The sequence below is a fragment of the Gemmatimonas sp. genome (assembly GCF_036405635.1).
Lineage (GTDB): Bacteria > Gemmatimonadota > Gemmatimonadetes > Gemmatimonadales > Gemmatimonadaceae > Gemmatimonas.
On the sequence record NZ_DASWXE010000090.1, the window covers coordinates 1 to 20,731 of the forward strand.

General features: G+C 64.3%; 15 protein-coding genes. 6 read left to right on the plus strand and 9 right to left on the minus strand.

What is annotated here, in order from left to right; all coding sequences use genetic code 11:
• Positions 1-141: 141 nt before the first annotated feature.
• The 4 genes from VGE27_RS07495 to VGE27_RS07510 form a co-directional block, all read right to left on the minus strand.
• Positions 142-534: a hypothetical protein gene (locus tag VGE27_RS07495; protein WP_331049024.1), complete on the minus strand. Its 393-nt coding sequence runs from the start codon at positions 532-534 to the stop codon at positions 142-144.
• Positions 535-620: 86 nt separating this feature from the next.
• Positions 621-2,291, minus strand: a complete 1,671-nt coding sequence (locus VGE27_RS07500; RefSeq protein WP_331049025.1) for a HAMP domain-containing sensor histidine kinase — start codon at positions 2,289-2,291, stop codon at positions 621-623.
• Positions 2,288-3,031, minus strand: coding sequence for a response regulator transcription factor (locus VGE27_RS07505; protein WP_331049026.1), 744 nt, complete (start codon positions 3,029-3,031; stop codon positions 2,288-2,290). The genes VGE27_RS07500 and VGE27_RS07505 overlap by 4 nt, the downstream gene beginning before the upstream one ends.
• Positions 3,032-3,194: 163 nt before the next feature.
• Entirely contained in the window at positions 3,195-5,159 is a 1,965-nt protein-coding gene (locus tag VGE27_RS07510; RefSeq protein ID WP_331049027.1) for a hypothetical protein, read from the minus strand.
• A 247-nt stretch (positions 5,160-5,406) separates the two neighbouring features.
• Between VGE27_RS07510 and VGE27_RS07515 the strand changes: the two genes are divergently transcribed.
• The 3 genes from VGE27_RS07515 to VGE27_RS07525 all read left to right on the plus strand — a co-directional run bounded on the left by VGE27_RS07515 (position 5,407) and on the right by VGE27_RS07525 (position 10,263).
• Entirely contained in the window at positions 5,407-6,495 is a 1,089-nt protein-coding gene (locus VGE27_RS07515) for an MBL fold metallo-hydrolase (RefSeq protein WP_331049028.1), read from the plus strand.
• A 27-nt stretch (positions 6,496-6,522) separates the two neighbouring features.
• A complete protein-coding gene (locus tag VGE27_RS07520) occupies positions 6,523-7,479 on the plus strand; it encodes a hypothetical protein (RefSeq protein WP_331049029.1) in 957 nt (318 codons plus the stop codon).
• 78 nt (positions 7,480-7,557) lie between these two features.
• Positions 7,558-10,263, plus strand: a complete 2,706-nt coding sequence (locus VGE27_RS07525) for a M14 metallopeptidase family protein (protein ID WP_331049030.1) — start codon at positions 7,558-7,560, stop codon at positions 10,261-10,263.
• Positions 10,264-10,468: 205 nt separating this feature from the next.
• On the opposite strand, the gene VGE27_RS07530 is transcribed toward VGE27_RS07525, so the two are convergent.
• From VGE27_RS07530 to VGE27_RS07540, 3 genes are all read right to left on the minus strand, one after another.
• Complete coding sequence (locus tag VGE27_RS07530) at positions 10,469-10,681, minus strand: hypothetical protein (protein WP_331049031.1); 213 nt, start codon at positions 10,679-10,681, stop codon at positions 10,469-10,471.
• A 230-nt stretch (positions 10,682-10,911) separates the two neighbouring features.
• A complete protein-coding gene (locus VGE27_RS07535) occupies positions 10,912-11,178 on the minus strand; it encodes a hypothetical protein (RefSeq protein ID WP_331049032.1) in 267 nt (88 codons plus the stop codon).
• Between the two features lie 264 nt (positions 11,179-11,442).
• Positions 11,443-12,537, minus strand: coding sequence for a sigma 54-interacting transcriptional regulator (locus tag VGE27_RS07540; RefSeq protein WP_331049033.1), 1,095 nt, complete (start codon positions 12,535-12,537; stop codon positions 11,443-11,445).
• Between the two features lie 120 nt (positions 12,538-12,657).
• On the opposite strand from VGE27_RS07540, the gene VGE27_RS07545 reads away from it, so the two are divergent.
• The 3 genes from VGE27_RS07545 (at position 12,658) to VGE27_RS07555 (ending at position 15,778) form a co-directional block, all read left to right on the plus strand.
• A complete protein-coding gene (locus VGE27_RS07545; RefSeq protein WP_331049034.1) occupies positions 12,658-13,914 on the plus strand; it encodes an amidohydrolase family protein in 1,257 nt (418 codons plus the stop codon).
• An 84-nt stretch (positions 13,915-13,998) separates the two neighbouring features.
• Positions 13,999-14,577: a PEP-CTERM sorting domain-containing protein gene (locus VGE27_RS07550; protein ID WP_331049035.1), complete on the plus strand. Its 579-nt coding sequence runs from the start codon at positions 13,999-14,001 to the stop codon at positions 14,575-14,577.
• 7 nt (positions 14,578-14,584) lie between these two features.
• A complete protein-coding gene (locus VGE27_RS07555) occupies positions 14,585-15,778 on the plus strand; it encodes a serine hydrolase domain-containing protein (RefSeq protein WP_331049036.1) in 1,194 nt (397 codons plus the stop codon).
• An 81-nt stretch (positions 15,779-15,859) separates the two neighbouring features.
• On the opposite strand, the gene VGE27_RS07560 is transcribed toward VGE27_RS07555, so the two are convergent.
• Both VGE27_RS07560 and VGE27_RS07565 read right to left on the minus strand, forming a co-directional pair.
• Complete coding sequence (locus VGE27_RS07560) at positions 15,860-17,251, minus strand: hypothetical protein (protein ID WP_331049037.1); 1,392 nt, start codon at positions 17,249-17,251, stop codon at positions 15,860-15,862.
• Between the two features lies 1 nt (position 17,252).
• Positions 17,253-20,303 (minus strand): SusC/RagA family TonB-linked outer membrane protein, encoded by a 3,051-nt coding sequence (locus tag VGE27_RS07565; RefSeq protein ID WP_331049038.1) that lies wholly within the window; start codon positions 20,301-20,303, stop codon positions 17,253-17,255.
• Positions 20,304-20,731: the final 428 nt, after the last annotated feature.

Genomic DNA, 20,731 nt, shown 5'->3' on the forward strand with positions numbered 1-20,731 from the left:
GCAGAATACCCGATGCAAGCTGCGCATATCCGTGCAACACGAACCATACACGACGCGCCATGACGGGCTCCGCGCCGATCATCGCGTACCGTCCCGTCTTGATCGTCTCGCGGGTGTACAGGCGAATCGTGTCCGACACGGTTACTGCTGGTCCTTCTTGAGCTCCACCACGATGACTTCGATGGGCTGCTTGGTGTTGTTCACATCGGCATGCGTCTCGCCCTTGGGGTCCGCACCCAGCCAGTAGGCGCGCCCCTTCTTCCAGTGGTACGTATTCACCGTTTTGCCAGCCGGGTTCACCACATCGAGCGTGCCGTCCGTGAGTGCGACCAGCGCCCGTCCATGATCATGCCGATGCTGCGTGAGTGGCTGATTGGGCATGATGATGGACTTCCACACCTTCAGTTCATCGTTTTCGAACTGCGGTTCACGACGGGTGGCTGTCTGCTGCTGGGCACGCATGACACCGGCTCCGGCCGCGAAGGACAACACGGACGCGATGAGGACGGCGCGCACGGGACGATGGCCGGACATGGGTGGTTCCCGGTGAAGGACAGATACAGGGCACGCAGCGGCGCGACACAAACGCATCGGCGAACGCGCACGCCCAATCTACCACGTCACGCCGCAGGGAGCCGCACGTCGATGCAGGTGCCACGCAGACCGGATCGCACGGCGTGGCGCGCACTGTTGCGCACCGCGTCCCCGGTATCATGCACGTCGCCAACATCCGCCGTGCCACCCGCACGCCGTACCAGGTCGTGCACCACGGCCAACCCGATGCCTGAACCGATCTGATCGCTGAGCTGTGCGTCACGGCCCCGCGCGAACGGTTGCCAGACCATGGCCCGTTCCTCGACCGGGATGCCTGGTCCCTGATCGATCACGGCGATATGCACCGTGTCCGTATCGCCCGATACCCGCAGCATCACGGCCTGTCCGTCCGGTCCGTACTTGATGGCGTTGTCGAGCAGGTTGAGCAGGACTTGTTGCAGGTCATCACGCTCGATGCGCGCCGACACATCGGTCACCACATCCAGCTGCAGCGTCACTCCGCGCTCTGCTGCCAGCGGTGCCATGGTCGCCATCGCCCGCTGTACCGCGTCGCCCACATTCACTGGAGCAGGCACCGACGGTTCCATCACCGTGCCCGCACGCACGAACGTCAGCGAGCGCTCCACGAGCATGGAGAGGCGATCCGCTTCCTTCTCGATGATGGACAGGGCCCGCGCGGCATCGGCCTCGGCGGGCAGCAAACCAAGGCGCAGCATCTCGGCATACAGCCGGATCTGCGTGAGTGGCGTGCGTAGTTCGTGCGAGACTGATGCCACAAACGTGGCACGCAGTTGCATGGCCTCATGCTGTTGACGCAGGTGCACCGCACGCCAGCGCAACAGCAGCACGCCGATCACCAGCATCACCATCGTCGCCAACACCGCATCTGTGAACCACAAGGAGCCACTGAGCAGGGCCATCAGTTCACCCACGTCCCGCTCACGGACCAGCAGCCAGGTCGTGCCAGGAACCGGCGTGCGAGTGTAGACCACCTCGCTGCCGGTAATGCCCATGCCAATGCCGCGCGACGCACGTTGGCCATCGCGCCGCAGACCTGCGAGATAGACCGACGACGGCCGCACATCCGCGGGAACGGATGCGCTGGTGGCAGGTCGCTTCGCTCCGCCGGGCGCACTCACCGTCATCAGCACTGCACCACCATCGGTCATATCAAACAGGGCGGTCCGCTGAGTGAGGTCGGTCGGCGCCGCCACGTTGAAGTGCGAAAAACCAGCCGGATTGGCGACCGCTGTGAGCAGCACACTGCCACGGGTCACCCCTCCGGTGGCAATGGGCGCCATGAAGTCGATGGACGACACCGAATCGGCCCCTCCGGTTCGCGCGCGAACGCGGCGTGCGCCGGGCAACACGCTGTCGCTCACCACGCCGCGCACGAATCCTCCGGCGCGCATCACCGCGCGCACCGACTCCTCCTGCAACGCCACGGTCGCGGCGCCCTTTCCTCCTGCCGCAATGAGAGCGGCCAGCGTCGTGGCCTGCGCGTCGCGCATGGCCACCCAATCACTCAGGATATCCGCTGAGAGTGCCACCGACTGCGGCAAGGCCACCAGCATCTGCTCGAGAAAGTCACGCTGACTGCGCACGTGCAACCAGCCGATCCCTGCGGCACTGGCGCTCGCAAACACCAGAAGGCCGGCCACACGGCGTATGGTCAGCCAGGCCATCGATCGGCTCACGGAAGCGGGAACGGTGGCGCCCTTCGCGGCGGCGTTCACGGATCGAACCGGTAGCCCGTCTTCCAGACGGTGCGAATATGACGCGGCCGCGAAGGGACGCGTTCGAGTTTGCGGCGCAGCTCCACCACATGCAGGTCCACCGTGCGCGTCTGGATGTCGGGCGCATGCCCCCATACGTCGCGTAGCAGTGTCGCACGCGTCAGCGCCCTCTCCGGTTGCCGTACAAGCGCCAGCAGCAGATCGAATTCCTTGGGTGTGAGCGATACCGCCTGATCGCCACGCGACACGCGCCGAGCCGCGACATCCACCAGGACATCGCTGAATCGCACATAAGCCGGCAACACGGCCGAATGCGCAGGGGTTTCCGTCGGCCGCGCACGGCGGAGCAACGCGGACACCCGTTCCACCAGCTCCAGCACACCAAACGGCTTCGTGACGAAGTCATCGGCGCCACTGCGGAAACCGCGCACCTTGTCGGCCTCTTCGCTGCGCGCGCTGAGAATGAGCACCGGCATGACAAAACCATCGGTCCGCAATCGTTCGAGCACCGAAAAGCCATCCAGCCCCGGCATCATGAGATCCAGAATCACCAGATGCGGCTGGAACGACAGCACCTGCGCAATGGTCGTGGTGCTGTCAGCGACCACCGCCACGCGATGCCCGTACGCCTCGAGAGTACGACTCAGCCCAAAGGCCAGGTCCGTGTTGTCTTCGACAATCAGAACGCGCGCAGACGTGCGGACCTCCGGACAGGAACATGAATGTGACACCGCTCTCACGCGAGCGGTTGGCGTGGAAACCTAGAGGGACGGAGCGCATCCCCACGCACGCAGGGTGGGCGAATGTGTATGGAATTCGTATGCCCCGCCCCCCCAAAGACAACGACCAGGCGCGTCACATGGACGCACCTGGTCGTGTTTGCCACACCGCACCCAGCGCGAACTACATCGCGAGCGCGCGCAGATCCTGCAGCGACTTCTTCAGCATGTCCACCTTGGCGCCATCGCAGCTCCGTGCGCCTTCCGCATCCGTCACAGCCTTCGCCAGTGCCGTATTGCGATCTGCGCCGTTGGCCTTCTCCGCAGCCGAGATCTGCGAGCGCAGCGCGCTCACCGTGCTCGCCGAGCAACCCTTGCGCTCGAGCTGGTCGGTGAAGGCCTTGGCCAGCGAGAAGCTGGGCGGCCACACGATCTTCGGCTGACCCTGCGCGTTGAGGTAGTCCCACTTCACGGTCTTCGCCGCATCGATCTCGTTCTGCGAGATGTACTGGCTCGGCACCAGCTCGGCTACGTCCATGCCGCGGGCGATTTCCGAGCTCACGATGCTGCCGTTGTACCAGTACACCGACCACGAGCCGCCCATCTGCATGCGCGTGCCATCCACCGGGCCGCGGTCGAACGAGGCAATTTCCTTCGGATTCGCGGCGTCCGTCCAGTCGAACACCGAGATACCACCCTGATACCACGACTGCACCATGACGTCGCGGCCCGGGATCGGGATCAGCGAGCCGTTGTGCGCCACGCAGTTCTCGTTGGCCGTCTGGAACGTCGGGATCTTGTAGTAGCTCTTGAACACCATCTTCTTGTTCACGATCTCGAAGATCGCGTTGGCGCCCCATTCCGGCTTGTCGAGCGGACGGCACTTCGGTGCGCCACCGCCGCCCCATTCGTCGGAGAAGAGGATCTTCGTGCCGTCGTTGTTGAACGTGGCAGAGTGCCAGTAGGCGAAGTTGGAGTCGGCCACGGCGTCGAGACGCACCGGCGCGACCGGGTTGCTGATGTCGAGCAGCAGACCATGGCCTTCGCACGCGCCACCGGCCAGGCCGAGCGACGGATACACCGTGATGTCGTGGCACTGCGACGTTTCATGAATCGCACCGCCCTTGGTCGGCGGGTTCATCATGCCGTTGGCCGTGAGCAGCTTCTTCACATTGGCATCGACCAGCGGACGCGCCGCCGCAGAGTCGGCGGCGTTGGCCACCGTGGCGCCACGCGCCTTGGTGATGCTGTCGAGCACCGGCTTCACGAACTGCGCCGGCACTTCGATTTCCTGCTCCATGGACGGCACCATGATCATGAACGCGCCCTTGGCCTTGATCGCCGCGATGTCGGCCTTGTCCGCGGCCGACGCTCCGTGGGTGCTCGGCGCATTCAGGCCGGCGAAGATGTTCGCACGCCCGACGACAGCGGCCTGAGCCGGATTGGCAAGCGGCACCTTGATGATTTCGATACGCAGGCGCGCCGAATTGGCATCGGAGCTGGCCGTGTTCGCGCACTCCGCCAACTCACCACCCGGGCGGATGCCTGACGAACCCGACACGTAGATGTAGACGTTCTGCTTGTCCTTGGGGTCTTCGAGCACCGTGTGCGTGTGCGAACCGCGGCACGTCTGCACGTTGGCCACGAGCTTGGGCTCGCGGATGTTGGTGATGTCGAAGATGCGCACGCCGCGCATGCGATCCTTGCTCACCGTCTCGCGTACACCGCCCGGCTTGCAGTCGATGCGGCCGTTCATCGCCTCGGCCGACATGAACATCAGATTCTTGTACACCGACACGTCGTTCTGCGACGCGGGGCACTCGTAGGCCACGACCAGCTTGGGCGCCGACGGGTTGCTGATGTCCCACACCACCGGGCCGTTGTAATTGCCCTGGATGACATAGTTGCCCGTGAACGCCAGGTCGGAGTTCGTCTGCCCGAGGAAACCTTCGGGGGAAACGGCCTTGGAGACGACCTTGAGGTTCGAGGTGTACTCGCCGGCATCGAACAGACCGGCCTTGAGGTTGTTGCGCGGATCGGTGGCCGGTGAGGCCGCCGTGTTCGGCTTGGCCTTGGCGCAGGCGGACAGCGCCGCGAGGGCTGCCGAAGCCACCAGCGCGGCGGTGCCGCGCGAGAACGAAACGTGCATGAGGGAGGCGTGGGACAAGTGGTAAACGCCGGACGGCCAACCGCGCTATCCGGTATTGGAGGCCCGCAATCGCGGCACCTTCCCGGGCATCCCCTGACGATACCCGATCCCACGGGAATCGACAGGGGCGGTCGTCCCTACGGCGGCATTTTGTGGGCGTTTCGCCCAGGCCCAAAATCTTGCAGTTGGTGATGTAGCTTCCGGAGACGCCATGCCCGTTCCCGTTCCCGAGCCTCCCACTACTCGCGTGCCCCGATATTGGGGGCTGCTGTGCGTACTCCTGCTGTGGTTGGGCGGCTGCCACTGGCTGCGCACCGGTCGTCCGGAAACGTTTGCCCCCGTCGCGACGCACGCGGTCAAGGCGGTGGGCGACTGCGCGCCGCGCTGCACCGACTCACTCGATATCGTCGCCATGGGCGTGGGCGGATATCTCATGGTGCCGTGGCGCGATACCACCCAGCTCCTGATGACGCCCCCGTCGTTCACCAACCCGACGCTCTGGTGGATGGCACTGGGCGACTGGTGGCTCGGCTCGGCGCCTGATCAGCAACGCACCGCGCGACGCCTCGCGGCCATGCCGAGCGCAGGCACCGCCCGCCTGTCGCGTGTGCGCGCCGTGCTGGTGGGTCATGGCCACTACGATCACCTGATGGACCTGCCGACACTCGCGCCACAACTGACCAACGCCACGGTGTATGGCAGCAGCACCGTGGGACACCTGCTCGCGCCACTCGCATCCACCGCGCCGTGGCGCGTGGCAGCCATCGACTCGGTGGCCGGTACGGATGCCGAGCACCCCGGACAAGCCATTGTGGTGGCACCGCATCTGCGCGTGCGCGCCATCGCCTGGGATCATGCGCCCAACATCGGCAATCTCGTCATCGCCAATGATCACGAGCGCGCACCGCGCACCAGCCTCCCACGTTCGGTGCACGGCTGGAAGCTCGGCCGTGTGCATGCCTACGCCATCGATATCGGCGTGCGCACCGACTCGGTGGATGTGCGGTTGTTCGTGCACGACGCCGCCGGTTCACCCGATGTCGTGCGTCGGGCGGCCAGTGTGCTGCGGACCATGCCAGCCGCCCGACGCACCATCGTGATCATCGCTGCCGCGAATTTCGATCAGGCACACGCCTACCCCGACATTCTGCTCGCCCACCTGGCACCGGATCATGTGATCTTCGGCCACTGGGAAGACTTCTTCCGTTCGCCCGAGAAACCACCGCGCATCGTGCGTGGCATTCGCGGTACCGAGCTCGTGCAGATCGTGGAGCGATATCAGGGAAAACGATGGACCGCACTCTCGCCGGGAGCCACACTACGCGTCAAATTCTGAGCATTCTTCCCCATTGGAGGCATGCCCATGTGCCGCAATCGCAATGCTCCGTTCGTCGTGCTCCTGTTTGTACTGACGGCGTGTGACAGAACTCCCGCGCGCATCACCACCACCGCCACCGATTCCGACACGGTGGTGGTCAACTCACAGCGCCCCACTCCTCTGCCCGCGACGATCCTCACGCGCAACGGATCGGTGCTGGAAGACGCACCGGTGCAGTGGCGTCTCGTCGCCGGCAGCGGTATCGCACTGAGTCACAGGGGCGAGGTCGACTGCCAGACGACAGCCGACCTGCGCGTGGAAGCCCGAAGCGGCGCCGCTTCGAGAGTGTTCAGCGTGTTGTGTCGCCCCATTGCCATGGTGCAGGCCATGCCAAGTGTAGACTTGCGGCTTGGGGATGGTCCCACGGACTACAGCATTGGCGCGCTCACCGCGAAACGCATTCCCGTGCGCCAGATCGCGGGCGTCGTCGCCATGGCCGATACCAGCGTGGCTGTGCTGCGTGACGGACGCATCGTCGCTCGCGCCATCGGTCACACATACCTGCGGGTGCAAGCCGGCGACTGCGACGTCGCGGTCGGCGTGAGGGTGCAAGATCCGGTGGATACGCCGGACGCGATCGCCCCTTACCGCCCGTATGAGACCGAGTTCACGCTGGCTCCCAACGAGGTGCGCTCCTGGCGCCCGCCGGCGGGCCTTACCCTGGTGCATCTGCTGTCCGAGCCAGCCACCGCGCCCAACATCTCGTCGCCCATGAAGTTCGGCGTGCTGTTTGCCAATTGCGCCAACTTCCGGCAGACCTATCGCGCACTCTCCTGTGTGATGACCGATTCCTCCGTGGTGGCCGTACGAAACACGCGCACCACGAGCAGTCCGGTCCGATTGCGACTCGACGCTATGCCACAGACGCCGGGATCACCCAAACCCAAACGGGTGCCGTCGGAGAGTCACGGCAACAAGCTCTGTCCGCACTACCTGGGCTGACTCCGCGTTCGCCAGACGGGCGACTGACTCGTAGTTTGGGCACGTCCACTCGCTGCGTGTCCCCTGCCCCGTCCCACGATGCGTCGTATCTTCGCCCCGCTGACGACCCTGTCACTGGCGTCCCTGCTCTGCGCGGCTCCACCGCTACACGCCCAGACCCAGGGTCGCATCACGACGCCCAAGGAAGCGTTCGGCGCCAACTACGGCGACGATTACTTCCTCGCCAACTACCAGCAGATCAGCAACTACTGGCGCACGCTCGAGAAAGAATCGCCGCGTGTGAAGCTGCGCGTGATGGGCAAGACCGCCGAGGGGCGCGATCAGCTCATGGCGATCATCACGTCGCCGGAGAACCACCGCAATCTCGAGCGTTATCGGCAGATCGCCGAACGTCTCGCGAGAGCGGAAGGTCTGACCGACGACCAGGCGCGCGCGCTGGCCAAGGAAGGCAAGGCCATCGTGTGGATCGACGGCGGCCTGCACGCCACAGAAACACTCGGCGCACAGCAGCTCGGCGAAACGGTCTATCAGATGGCGAGTGGTACGGACCCCGAGACGATGCGGTTTCTCGACGACGTGATCATGCTGTTCGTGCATGCCAATCCCGACGGCAATGATCTCGTCGCCGACTGGTACATGCGCACCAGCGATCCCAAGGAGCGCACGCTCACCGGCCTGCCGCGTCTGTACCAGAAGTACATCGGTCACGACAACAACCGTGAGTTCTTCACCTCCACGCAGAAGGAGACGGAGAACATCAATCGCGCCCTGTATCACACGTGGTTCCCGCAGCTGCTCTACAACCACCATCAGAGCGGCCCGGCCGGAACGGTGGTGTATTCGCCACCGTTCCGCGATCCGTACAACTACAATCTCGACCCGGCCATGCTGCTGGGTATCCAGGCCCTCGGCACGGCCATGCACACGCGTCTGGCCATCGAAGGCAAGCCCGGTGCGACCATGCGCAATGGTGCCTCCTATGATGGCTGGTGGAACGGCGGCATTCGCAACACCGCCACGTTCCACAACACCATCGCCGTACTCACCGAGATGATCGGCGGCCCCACGCCGATGCGCATTCCGCTCATCGCCGAACGGCAGATTCCGCGCGGCGACATGGCCATGCCGGTCGCGCCGCAGATGTGGCACCTGCGCCAGTCGGTGGATTACTCGGTGTCGCTCAACCGCGCCGTGCTCGATCACGCGTCGCGCCTGCGCGAGAATTTGCTGTTCAACATCTACCGCATGGGCAAGAACTCCATCGAGCGCGGTAACCGCGACACGTGGACGCCCAATCCGCGGCGTGATGCCGAAGTGGCCAAGCGCGTGAAGGGCGCCGACTCGCTCATCTGGGCCGCGCAACATGCACCCGAGTATCGCGATCCGCGTGGCTACATCATCCCGAGCGACCAGCCCGACTTCCTCACGGCCATCAAGTTCATCAACGGCCTGCGAGAGACCGGCATCACCGTGCAGCGCGCCACGGCCGCATTCACGGTGAACGGCAAGTCGTATCCGGCAGGTTCATTCGTGGTGCAGACGGCGCAGGCGTTCCGTCCACATGTGATCGACATGTTCGAACCGCAGGTGCACCCCGATGTGTTCCCGTATCCCGGCTCGCCGCCGACGCCGCCGTACGACAACGCCGGCTGGACGTGGGCATACCAGATGGGCATCCGCTTCGATCGCCTGCTCGAGCCGTTCAGCGGACCGTTCACCGCCGTGACCGACTGGAACGTCGCGCCACCCGCCGGTACGGTGAGCGCTGGCGCCAAGGGGTACTGGATCGACCCGCGCGTGAATGATGCGTTCACGGTGGTCAATCGCCTGCTCGCCGCGAAGGTGCCGGTCGCGCGCGCTACACAGGCGGTCACTGCTGGTGCAGCCACGTTGCCGGCCGGCGCGTTCTGGGTGCCCTCTGGTGGTGCCGCAGCGAACGTGCTGCGTACGGCGGCCACCGAACTGGGTGTGAGCGCCACCGGCGCCGCATCGGCGCCGTCCAGCACCACGCCGCTGCGCGCAGCGCGCATTGGCTTGTGGGATACTTACGGCGGATCGATGCCGTCGGGCTGGACGCGATGGATTCTCGAACAGTTTGCGTATCCTTTCTCGCGCGTGTTTGCACCGGACATCGACGCTGGCAATCTGCGCGCCAAGTACGACGCACTGGTGTTCGTGGAAGGCGCCATTCCGGGTGTGCAGGCCGCCGGTCGTGGCGGCGGCAGTGGTGGTGTGCTCGATGAGCCGCCCAATCTGCCGGCCGAGTTCAAGGGGCAGTTCGGTCGCATGAGCGTGGACAAGAGCCTGCCCTCGCTCAAGGCGTTCATCGAACAGGGTGGTACGGTCGTCGCCATCGGCAACTCGGCCGTGAACCTCGCCGCCTACCTGCAGTTGCCGGTGGGCAATCATCTCGCGAAGGACGGCACGCCGTATCCGCGCACGCAGTTCTACGTGCCGGGCAGTGTGCTGCGCATCAAGGTCGACACGACATCGTCAGCAGCGTTTGGTATGCCGGGTCAGGCCGATGTGTTCTTCGATGCAAGCCCTGTGTTCACGCTTGGCGCCGATGCGGCATCACGCGGTGTGCGCCCCATCGCCTGGTTCGAGGGCACCTCGCCGCTGCGCAGTGGCTGGGCGTGGGGCCAGGAATTGCTCGACAAGGGCGTGGCCGGCGTGGAGGCCAAGGTTGGCCAGGGCCGTGTGTTGCTCTACGGTCCGCAGATCACACAGCGTGCGCAGCCGCATGGCACGTTCAAGCTGCTGTTCAACGGCTTGTATCGCTGATCCGCTCGGAGGCGCCAGCCAATTGCGGCTGGCGCCCCGAGCGACGGGTTCGTGGCATTGGACATTGGGGTATTGGCACAACTTTGATCATTCATCTGCATTGGCATTCGCATTGGCATTCGCATTTGCCTTCGTACTGGGATTGGCATTCACATCGCCATTCATTGCCATTGTGAGACTGCGACCATGAGCCGATGCACACGCATCAGTGTTCCCTGGCCGCCTGCCGCACCAGCAGGGTGCGCACTTCGTTCATTTCCGCTCGCAGTCCCCGAAGCTCCGCTTCGACACTGTCGAGACGCTGCAACTGGCGACCTATCGAGAGCGCGGCCAGTACGACGGTGATGACGAGGGCGACACTGATACCGGTGTTCGGCGTGAGTCGGGCGGCTCGCCCTGCACCGAGCGCACGTTCCATATGAGCATCCTCAAGGCCCGCCGACATCGGGCGTCGTCGCGTTGCCCGTACTCTCGGTCGTGCGCACACGAGCATCGATCGGGATGGAGATCTTCGAAGCAATCACATTCCAGCGCCTCCGGCGCGAAAAGAAAGTTGAACAGTTCCGCCAAACACAAAACGCGGCGGTCGTCGGGGCTGGTGCCCGAACGATCCGCCGCGTCGGCGTGATTCTGTTGTCTTAGGGGATTTTACACCCCCGAACAAACACCGTCAATAGGCAATTTTTGGCGTGGCACTTTGGCTGGCTGTATCGCTCCGGGCGGAACGAGCAACTGCGTCAACCGCTCCACGATGCGCGCCTGTGTGGCACCCGCCAAAGCAGGCCGCGCGGCTTCAGGAACGGCCAGCATCACCAATGGGGCCGGGGCATACGACATGAGCAGCGCCGCCGCCAATCGCGCGCCAACACCCGCCTCCACATCGGAGGCAGAAGCCACCGTGCCAGTCAGACGCATGACCCAGAAGGTGGCCAAGCAGCGTTTGTGCCAGCACACCATCCACGCCTCGCCCACGATCAGTTCCACTGCGGATTGCGCACGACCGCATACGGGACAACAGATCATCATTCCCATCACGGCGCGCATGAAACCTCCGCACCGTGCGACTCCAGTTGATTCACTTCTTCATCCATCGCGAAGCCTCTTCGTTGAAGACGCTTCACACAGGGCATCAACTGTTCCACAATCGCCCACTCCCGACCCGCCCGACAACCAACGGCGCTACAAAGACTTCCCACCCGGGGGAAACGTTTGATTCTCCGCGTGTCGCGCAGATTCGCGCGAATCACTGCGACGCCGTGCGACAGTCGCGCGAAGCATTGGCCTTTCAGATACGATGCCCAGCTGCTTCATGCGTCGATACAACGTGGAGCGATGAATCCCCAGATGACGCGCCGCTTCCGTCGTGTTCCCGCCACACTCCTGCAACGCAACGCGAATGGCGCGCGCCAAAGGATCCTCATCGCGATCGACACGGCGATCATCGGCCGCGCGTGCGGTGGGAGAGGTGATATCGCCCGGCACATACACGGCGCTGGGCTCGCGCACATGGGTGGCCGGGTGCGCATTCAACAGGAACTCCCGTACATCGTCCTGGCTGACGACTGAAGGATCCGCTACGGCAATGATGCGATGCACGAACATGCGCAATTCACGCACATTGCCTGGCCAATGATAGTCTCGCAGGATGCGAACCGCGTCTGCCGTGAAGTGCAAGAGATGAACACCGGCATTGTCGGCGAAATGCCGCGCCAGCAGCTCCACATCATCAGGGCGCTCGCGCAACGGCGGTAACACGATCACACACCCCGACAAACGATGCATGAGATCGGAACGAAAAATTCCGCCTCGCACCTGCTCGGTCAGCAGCTCGTTGCACGCCGTGACAATACGAAAGTCGGAACGCCGGTCGCGCCCCGCGCCGAGCGGCCGATACGTGCCTGTCTCGAGCGCCCGCAGCAGTTTGGCCTGCGCACCCGCGCCCAGGGTTCCGATCTCGTCGAAAAACGCCGTGCCGTGATCTGCCTCGGCGAGATAGCCATCGGCGTCCTGCACCGCTCCCGTGAAGGCCCCGCGCACATGACCAAAAACGGCGCTCTCGAAGATCGCATCGGGAATCGCCCCCACGTTGAACGCCACCAGGCGCCCGCGTCGTCCAGACTGCGCATGCAGCGCTCCGGCGACGAGCTCCTTGCCGGTGCCCGTCTCACCCTGAATGAGCACCGGAAGGTGGCTGCGTGCGACCCGCCCAATGAGCGAGCGCACACGCTCCATGGAGGAGCTCAAGCCAAGCAGTGGCGACACAGCAGCAGGCACGTGACCTCACGGCAAGCGAAACACGGTCATTGACGGAGACACTTCGACGCCTCAAATTACCGAATATATACCGAAATACAAGTCTCTGCGCCGACCCGGTGCAGAGGCTAGACTCGGTACATGCGCCTGCAATCCGCTCTCTCTCGCCTGCTGGCTTCGGCCGCATCCCTGGCGGCCCTGACCGTTCCCGTGGCCGCCCAGCCCTCCGTGCGCGCCTTCACCGGCGCCACACTCATCGATGGCAACGGTGACACACCCATCGCCAACGCCACACTGCTGGTGCGCGATGGACGCATCGTTGCTGCAGGTCCCGCCGCACGGGTGACCATTCCAGCGAACGCTGAGCGCGTCGCATTGGCTGGCAAGGTGATTATTCCGGGTCTCATCAACGCGCACGGACACGCGTCCAGTGTGGTCAACCTGCGCACCTATGCGGCATACGGCGTGACCACCGTCTATTCCCTGGGCGACGAAACACCCGACGTGTTCGCCGCCCGCGATGCCCAGCGCACCGCGGCGCCGTCACACGCTCGTGTGTACGTGGCCGGCCCGGTGCTCAATCCGTCGTCGCCCGACGACGCGCGTGCGCAGGTCGCCGCCGTGGCCGATCGCAAGGTCGACATCGTGAAGATCCGCGTCGATGACAACCTCGGCACATCACCCAAGATGAAGCCCGAGATCTATCGCGCCGTGATCGATGCCGCGCACGCGCGCGGACTGCGCGTGGCGGTGCACCTCTACTATCTCGATGACGCGAAGGATCTCCTCGCCGCTGGTGCGGACTATGTCGCCCACAGCGTGCGCGACCAGCCCGTGGACGCCGCGTTCACCCAGGCGATGCTACGGGCGAACGTGTGTTACTCACCCACACTCATGCGCGAAGTGTCCACCTACGTGTATGAAAGCACACCGGCCTTCTTCAAGGACTCGTTGTTCCTCGCGCACGCCAACCGCGAATGGATGGCCACCGCGCAGCAGCCCGCGCGACAGGAAGCCACGCGCACGAGTGTCAGCGCGCAACGCTACAAGGCCCAGCTACCGGTGGCCATGCGCAATGTGAAGGCGCTGCATCAGGCCGGTGTGCCGATCGCCATGGGCACCGATACCGGCCCCGTCGGACGATTCCAGGGATACTTCGAGCTCATGGAGATCGAGATGATGGTGGATGCCGGCCTCACCCCCACCCAGGCCCTGCAAAGCGCCACACGTGACGCGGCGCGCTGCCTCAAGATCGACGGCGACGTGGGTACGCTCGCGGCCGGCAAAGCCGCTGACTTTGTCGTGCTCGATGCCTCGCCGCTCGAACGCATCAGCAACATCCGCCGGCAGCATTCGGTGTGGATTGGTGGTGTCCGGATGGTGAGCCTGCCGCAGTGAGGCGCTCGGGCGGGGGCGAAGCGGCCACCCGACGATGGATGAGGGACTTTTTCGGCGCAATACGCGTGTCTCTGGACCGCCCGAATGCCCGGCTACGGCCCGCTCACCGGCTATTCCGATGCCATGGAGACGCGCGGGTTCTACCTGTTCGATTTCAGCGTCATCGGTGGCACCGCCATCGCCGTCACGAATGCCTCGCTGACCGTCGCCATCTGTCATCCTGCGGTATGCGGTGGGGAAAGCGGCTTCGTCTCGTCGAATGCCGCGGAGACGATCGATGTATGGGACTACTCCGGCGCGATCAACTCGCTCACGCTGGGCACCGGCGGCGGCGCGGCATTCACCGACCTCGGTTCGGGGCTCAAGCTTGGCTCTGCGCTGCTCACGGCGTCGTCCATCGGCTATGAACTCGTGATGAATTTCAACGCCGACGGGTTCGTCGCCATTCAGAACGCCTTCCTGAACAAGGCGCAGTTGGTCGTGGGAACGGTGCTGGGCGTAACGCAAGGCAATCCCACGGGGCCTACCGGTCCCGCCGATCCGCAGCAGCCACCCACGTCGGTGCCTGAGCCGGCCACATGGGCTTTGCTCGTCGTTGGACTCGCCGGCCTCGGCATGAAGGCGCGACGCACGCGTGAAACGGCACGGTGCTCCCTGTCGTAGGGAGTGCATGCCACTCACCGATCTCGTTCACGCCATCCACGTTGCGGCGGCGCTCGGTGCATCAGCGCCCGACAGCACGCTGCGCCGCCTCGACGGTTCCACCTTGAGCACCACGCGCGCCGACTCGCTCATACGGTCACTGGTCGCGCAGCACCACATCACGGGATTGCAGGTGGCCGTGGTGAACGATGGGCGTCTCGCCTGGAGTGCGGCGTACGGCCTGCAGAACAAGGCGCCCGATCGGCCACTCACCACGAATTCCATCCTGTGGGCCGCATCCATCACCAAGGGCGTGTTTGCGACCTACGTGATGCACCTCGTCGAGCAGGGGCGTTTTCCGCTCGACACGCCCATCGTCACACTGCTTGGCACACCACTCGATCGGGTGACGGCCTACGCCAGCAGCGCGGCGTCCGTTGTGCAGGACCCGCGCTGGGCACGCGTCACGCCACGCATGCTGCTCAGTCACACGTCGGGGCTGGGCAATTTCGCCTATCTCGAGCCCGATGAGCGCATGCGCCTGCATCATGAACCCGGCACGGCGTATCGATACTCCGGCGAAGGCCTCAACATCCTGCAGTACATCATCGAGCAGCGCGAAGGACAGAAACTCGAAGTCCTGATGGATGATGCCGTCTTCCGCCCGCTCGGCATGACCAGCACCGCGATGATTCACCAGGCACCGTTCACGGAGCGCATGGCTGATCGGTTCGGCCGTGAGGAGCAGTTCCTGGCGGCGACTCGCCGATCGCCGGCTCGCGCAGCGGGATCGATGGTGTCCACCGCGGAAGACCTGTCGCGATTTGCCGTGGCGCTGATGCGAGGCACGGTGCTCAAGGAGCACACACGCAGCGAAATGCTGCGTGCGCAGATTGTGCCCCAGACACAGCACGAGTTTCCCGTACCCGGCGATACCGGATGGAACGCGGAAGCCAAGCGACTGGGCGTCGCATACGGTCTGGGATGGGGCCTCATGCGCACCACGCCGCATGGTCCGGCGTTCTTCAAGCAAGGCCATGGCGACGGCGCGCAGACTCTGCTGCTCTGCTTCATGAAGCAGCGCGATTGCCTGGTGCTGATGACCAACAGCGACAATGGCGAGTGGGCGTTCGCCCCACTGGTCGAGGCATTGCTGGGGCGCAATGCGCTGCCGGTGGAGTGGATGAGCTACTCACCAGAGCGATTGCGCGTCAAGAATTGAGTTCTGCGGAGCTGATGCTGAAGTGGCGCGGAGGAGAGGTTGAACAACCACCCCCGCGCCACTTCAGCACCCCATCATTGGTCAGGGATTGCGATCAGTGCATCCCGTGTAGGCCGTGTTGTTGCGTTCCGCAAACGAAGGCGTGAGGGTCACGTCGCTGCCGTACGTGCCGCCCTTGAAGTACGCGCCCGTGGGCCACACCGCGTTCGCAGCGCGACTGTACTGCCGCTGCAAACGTCGCAGGTCGCCAACACGCGTCGCGGTGAGGTAGTGCCAGAACGCCCGTTCACGAAAATGCAGTGAGACGCGGGCCTCCTGCGTACCGGGATCGACCAGTGGAGGCAACACATCCGCCGCACTGGAGATACTGCGCAGCGTGCGCACGGCAGCGTCGGCGCGCGGTTCGTTCAGCTTTGCCAGCCAGGCCTGTGTATCACCGCGCTGCAGTGCGGCTTCGGCTTCGATGAGTCGCGCCGTCACACCGCTCACCAACGTGGTCGGCGCAGCACCGTTGGGATAGCCCTGCAGGGTGAACACCTGCGTGGAGCCATCCTGGCCGAGGCGTGACGTCGTGGAGATCACGACGCGCGGGTCGCGTGCGGTACGGTAGTCCAGCCCATTGATCCCCTCGCGATCGGCAGGCCCGAAGTTGCCGGTGTTCACCATCCAGTCGAAGATGGTGTTCACGAGCGTCGTCTGCGAATACTCCACCTGGTATTGCCAGTTGGTGGGCACCGCTACGGATCCTGCCCCATCACCACCAGCGCCCACCGTAGTGGCCGCTGCTGCGAACTGAGCGAGATTCAGTTGCGCCCGCGCCTTGGCCAGACGGGCCAGATAGCGGAAGGACTGGTCGGCCGCCGCAGTGCCCAGCGAGGCCAGCGCACTGTCTGCCTGCACGATTGCCCGCTGATACAACTGCGTGGTGGTCACGAGCGTGGCCGCCTCGGGCGCTTCATCGTTCACGCTCGCCAGTGGCAGTCCGTTGCAGAACAGCTCTCCGCCGATGTTGAGCGTGATGCCTTGCAGCGCGTACAACTGCCCGATGTTGCGCCCCCGATCTGCGCCTTCAGGGCTGTACTGCCGGAGCGCCCGAATGGCGCGCACCGTCTGCGTGTAACTGTCCGAGAACTTGTTCCACGCTGCGGCGGGAAACGTCGTCTCGTTGAAGGCGCGCTGGTCGATGTGATCCGCGCCCGGGCGGGCGTTGATCAACTCGTCGCTGAGCAGGCCCACGTAGACGTTCACACCCACGTTGGTGGTGCCGCCAAAGAACTGCGCAAAGTCGCGCAGGGCACCGGCGCGTACGGCCAGCGCGCCGTTCGGGCTCGCGGCATCCTCTGGGCGAATCTGGTCTGGCGTTTCCACACCAAGCAGGCGTTCGCGGTCGCAGCCCGACAACCCAATCGCAGTCAGGGCGATGACCCAACCCGCCGTCCGGCGTGCGCTTCGCATATGCGTCGTTCGAGTCATGTCAGTATCCCAGGTTGACGCGCAACGTCCAGTACTGCAGGAGCGGCGCAGAGAAGTAGTCGTTGTTGCCGCCACCAGTGTTGTTCACGCTGCCGTTGCTCTCGGGATCGATGCCCGGGTACTTGGTCCACACCAGGCCGAGATTGCGTCCCACCAGTGCGACCGTGGTGCGCTTCGCCTTGATGCGCGACGCCCAGGTCGTCGGCAGTGTGTACGACACCGAGAGTTCACGAAACCGGATGAAATCGTTTTTCGCGAAGTAGCCCCACACACTGTTACCGAGGCGCGCACTCGTGGTCGTGACGGCTGCCGCCTGATCGGCGAGCGGTGCGCTCGGGTCGCTCACCGCCCGGCAGTTGCCGGAGATGCAGCGCTGGTTCTCGAAGCCCCACTGGTTGTAGAAACCACCGCGATAGTCCAGCAGCGTGCTGACCTGCAGACTGTTGTTGAAGAAGCCGATAGTGTTGGACCACCCCGCTTCGCGCACCGGCAAGGTGGGTCCGCGATACTCCGCGGTGTCACCCACGACGATTTCACTCTCGGTGAGAATGCCGTCACCGTTGGCATCGTTGAAGCTCTTGATCGGCCGCGCCCACAGTCCGAAGGTGGGATAGCCGACCACATTACGCGCGCCCTGCGTGACCGCCAACTGGGCATTGCCCGCATCCACCAGCTTGTTGCGGATGAGCGATCCGTTCACACGCGTGGACCAGGTGAGCCATTGACGCGTGAGAAGCTGCGCGTCGACGGAAAGCTCGAATCCGGCGTTCTGTACGGCGGCGATGTTCTGCCACTGATTGGCACCGGCGCCGTAGCTGGGCGGAAGCGGGTTCTGAAACAGCGCGTCCTTCGAGACTTTCTTGAAGTACGTCGCTTCCACGTTGACACGGGACGCCAGCAGCGCGGCGTCGAAGCCCACTTCGGTTTCGGTGGTCACCTCAGGCCGGAGATCACTGTTGCCGATCGCTCCGAGTCGCAGCGCACCCACTTCGGTTCCGCCAAGCGGCACCGTATTGGCCGTGAGGAACTGCAGCGCGGCAATCGTGCCCGGTTGCACACCGGCCTGCCCCCACGCAAGGCGGAAGCGCAGGTTGCTCAATGCCGATGCCTGTGGGAACCACGGTTCTTCTGACAACACATACGAGACCGCCGCGCGTGGGTACAGCGTATTGCCCACATTGCGACCGAACGCGCTGTTCTGGTCGGTGCGCACGCTGCCGGTCACGAACAGTCGATCGTTCCACGCGAGGTCCTGCTGAACGAACGCGCCGTACGTGGCGTTCTCGGAGGTGAACTCACTGCTCGTGCGAATGGACGCCGAGTTGGGTGTCTGGGCTCCGGGTGGCAGCGTGTACCCCTGCACCACGGTTTCGTACTGCGTGTCCTTGAACCACTGCACGCCGGCGCTGGTCTTGGAGCTGATGGTCGGACTCAGCGTGAAGCTGGCCGTGCTGCCCAGGTCCACCGAATAGCGCGAGAAGGAACTGCGCGTGGCGTCCTTGCCGCCCGTCTGCCCCGGTGGTCCCCACCCGGTGACGGTGCCTTCATTCGCGCGCGCAAAGCGATAGGAGTAGGCCGCCAGTTGATCGATGCCCACCACGGCGCGATTGCTCAACCACGACACCGGCTTCCAGTTCATTTGCGTGGAGCCGGTGAAGCGCTGGTCACGACGCGACTGTTCCACGGAGAAGATGTCGCCGGTGTGCTGCGCCGAATTGCCGTTGTACACGCCGCGCGTGCCGGGGGCGAAGAAGGCCTGGAAAGACAGGCCCGCAAAAAATCCGCCGTCGAAAGGACTGAGCAGCGAGCGATCGTAGTAGCTGCTCGACACCGAGAGGTCGGCCGTCTTGCCCAGCGGGAAGCTGAAGTTGCCGCGGAGAGAAGTCTGCGCGAGCTGATTCGGTTCGATCTGCTTGGCCGTGGGCGCGGTGCCGCGCAACGCGGTCAGTCGCGCAATCTCCGCATCGGGCATGCGATACGGACCCGTTTCTTCGAGACGCTCCACCCCGAAGTAGTACTTGAGCGCATCGGTGCCACCGGACACGTTGACGCCCAGCTGACCGCGCGGCTGAGTGGCAAACGGTGTGGTTTGTGGATTGCTGAGCGGATTGAACGTGGTGATGGAATCCTGCAGGCAGCGTCCAAGCGACTTGTCGGAGATGCGGCACAACACCGCGGCTGTCGCGGGTGTGCCATTCACGACATTGCGCCCCCACGAGCGATAGTTGTCGAAGAAGGTGGCGGGCTGTCGTACCTGCCCCATCTCTCCGCTCACGTTCCACACCGGTGCGCCCGTCCGGCCACGCTTGGTCTTGATCACCAGCACGCCGTTCGCGGCGGCCGTGCCGTACAGTGCGGAAGCCGATGGTCCCTTGAGGATGTCCACCGACTCGATCTCTTCCGGATTGATGCCGCTGAAGTTGTTGATGCGCTGCGTCGAGTAGTTGCCCGCAGCGGGCGAGTTGTCGAGGCGCACGCCGTCCACGATGATGAGCGGTTCGTTGGACAACGACAGTGAACTCGTGCCGCGGATGCGGATGGATGAGGAGGTACCCGTCTGCCCCGCGCCCTGCACGATCTGCACGCCGGCAATCCGGCCCTGCAGCAGTTCGTTCACATTGGTGGCCGAGGCCTTCTCGGCGAGCGAATCGGCGCGCACGGTCGCCACCACATTGCCGTACGACTTGCGCGACTGCTCACCCGTGGCCGTGGTGACCACGGCATCGAGGGTCTTCACCGCCGCCTGCAGTTCCACATCGGCCACCACATCGTCTGTCGTCAGACTCACGGTTCGTGTCGTTGGCTGATAGCCAAGCCGTACCACGCGCAGCACCACACTGCTGCCGGTCACACCGCGAATGACATAACGCCCTTCCGCATCGGTGATGGCACCAAGGCGCGTTCCGGTGACTGCGATTTGCGCGGCGGCCAGTGCCTGGCCAGTTCCGGCCTCGGTCACCCGCCCGCGCACCTGCCTGCTGTCCTGCGCCCAGCTCACTGCTGGAGAGAGCAGCATCCCCACCAGCACGACTGCGCCTGCCCAGTTTCTCATCGCAACTCCCGGCTCTGGAACTGTGGAGCCTCGGCGCACCGCCAACGACGGACACAAAAAAGTCCGCCCGGCAATGCCGAGGCGGACCGACGAACGCTCACCGACCTTTCAGGCAGGTGATGCGTCGTTAAGTGATCACGTCCTCACGCATATCCGACATCCGCGAACGCAACGGACAACAACACGAGGGAGCCTCAGCGCGCCGGCCGTATGTGGCGATTCCGATTTGTGCGGCGGGCGTGGAGATCATGATCACCGCCCAGAGTAGGGACAAACGGCCTGTACTGTCAAGAGTCGGCAATTTCTGAAAATGTGCGTCTTGTCACCAGCACTGGCGCGGATAGTCCACAAGGGAACAGATACGCCGAATACGGCGCATTACTGCGATTTTTGATGACGAAATGCCATTTGCGTCGTATTATTTTGAA

Coding starts and splice junctions, on each gene's coding strand:
- VGE27_RS07495 (WP_331049024.1), bottom strand. CDS start 534: ATGTCCGGCCATCGTCCCGTGCGCGCCGTCCTCATCGCGTCCGTGTTG.
- VGE27_RS07510 (WP_331049027.1), bottom strand. CDS start 5,159: ATGCACGTTTCGTTCTCGCGCGGCACCGCCGCGCTGGTGGCTTCGGCA.
- VGE27_RS07520 (WP_331049029.1), top strand. CDS start 6,523: ATGTGCCGCAATCGCAATGCTCCGTTCGTCGTGCTCCTGTTTGTACTG.
- VGE27_RS07525 (WP_331049030.1), top strand. CDS start 7,558: ATGCGTCGTATCTTCGCCCCGCTGACGACCCTGTCACTGGCGTCCCTG.
- VGE27_RS07530 (WP_331049031.1), bottom strand. CDS start 10,681: ATGGAACGTGCGCTCGGTGCAGGGCGAGCCGCCCGACTCACGCCGAAC.
- VGE27_RS07535 (WP_331049032.1), bottom strand. CDS start 11,178: ATGCGTCTGACTGGCACGGTGGCTTCTGCCTCCGATGTGGAGGCGGGT.
- VGE27_RS07545 (WP_331049034.1), top strand. CDS start 12,658: ATGCGCCTGCAATCCGCTCTCTCTCGCCTGCTGGCTTCGGCCGCATCC.
- VGE27_RS07550 (WP_331049035.1), top strand. CDS start 13,999: ATGCCCGGCTACGGCCCGCTCACCGGCTATTCCGATGCCATGGAGACG.
- VGE27_RS07555 (WP_331049036.1), top strand. CDS start 14,585: ATGCCACTCACCGATCTCGTTCACGCCATCCACGTTGCGGCGGCGCTC.
- VGE27_RS07560 (WP_331049037.1), bottom strand. CDS start 17,251: ATGACTCGAACGACGCATATGCGAAGCGCACGCCGGACGGCGGGTTGG.
- VGE27_RS07565 (WP_331049038.1), bottom strand. CDS start 20,303: ATGAGAAACTGGGCAGGCGCAGTCGTGCTGGTGGGGATGCTGCTCTCT.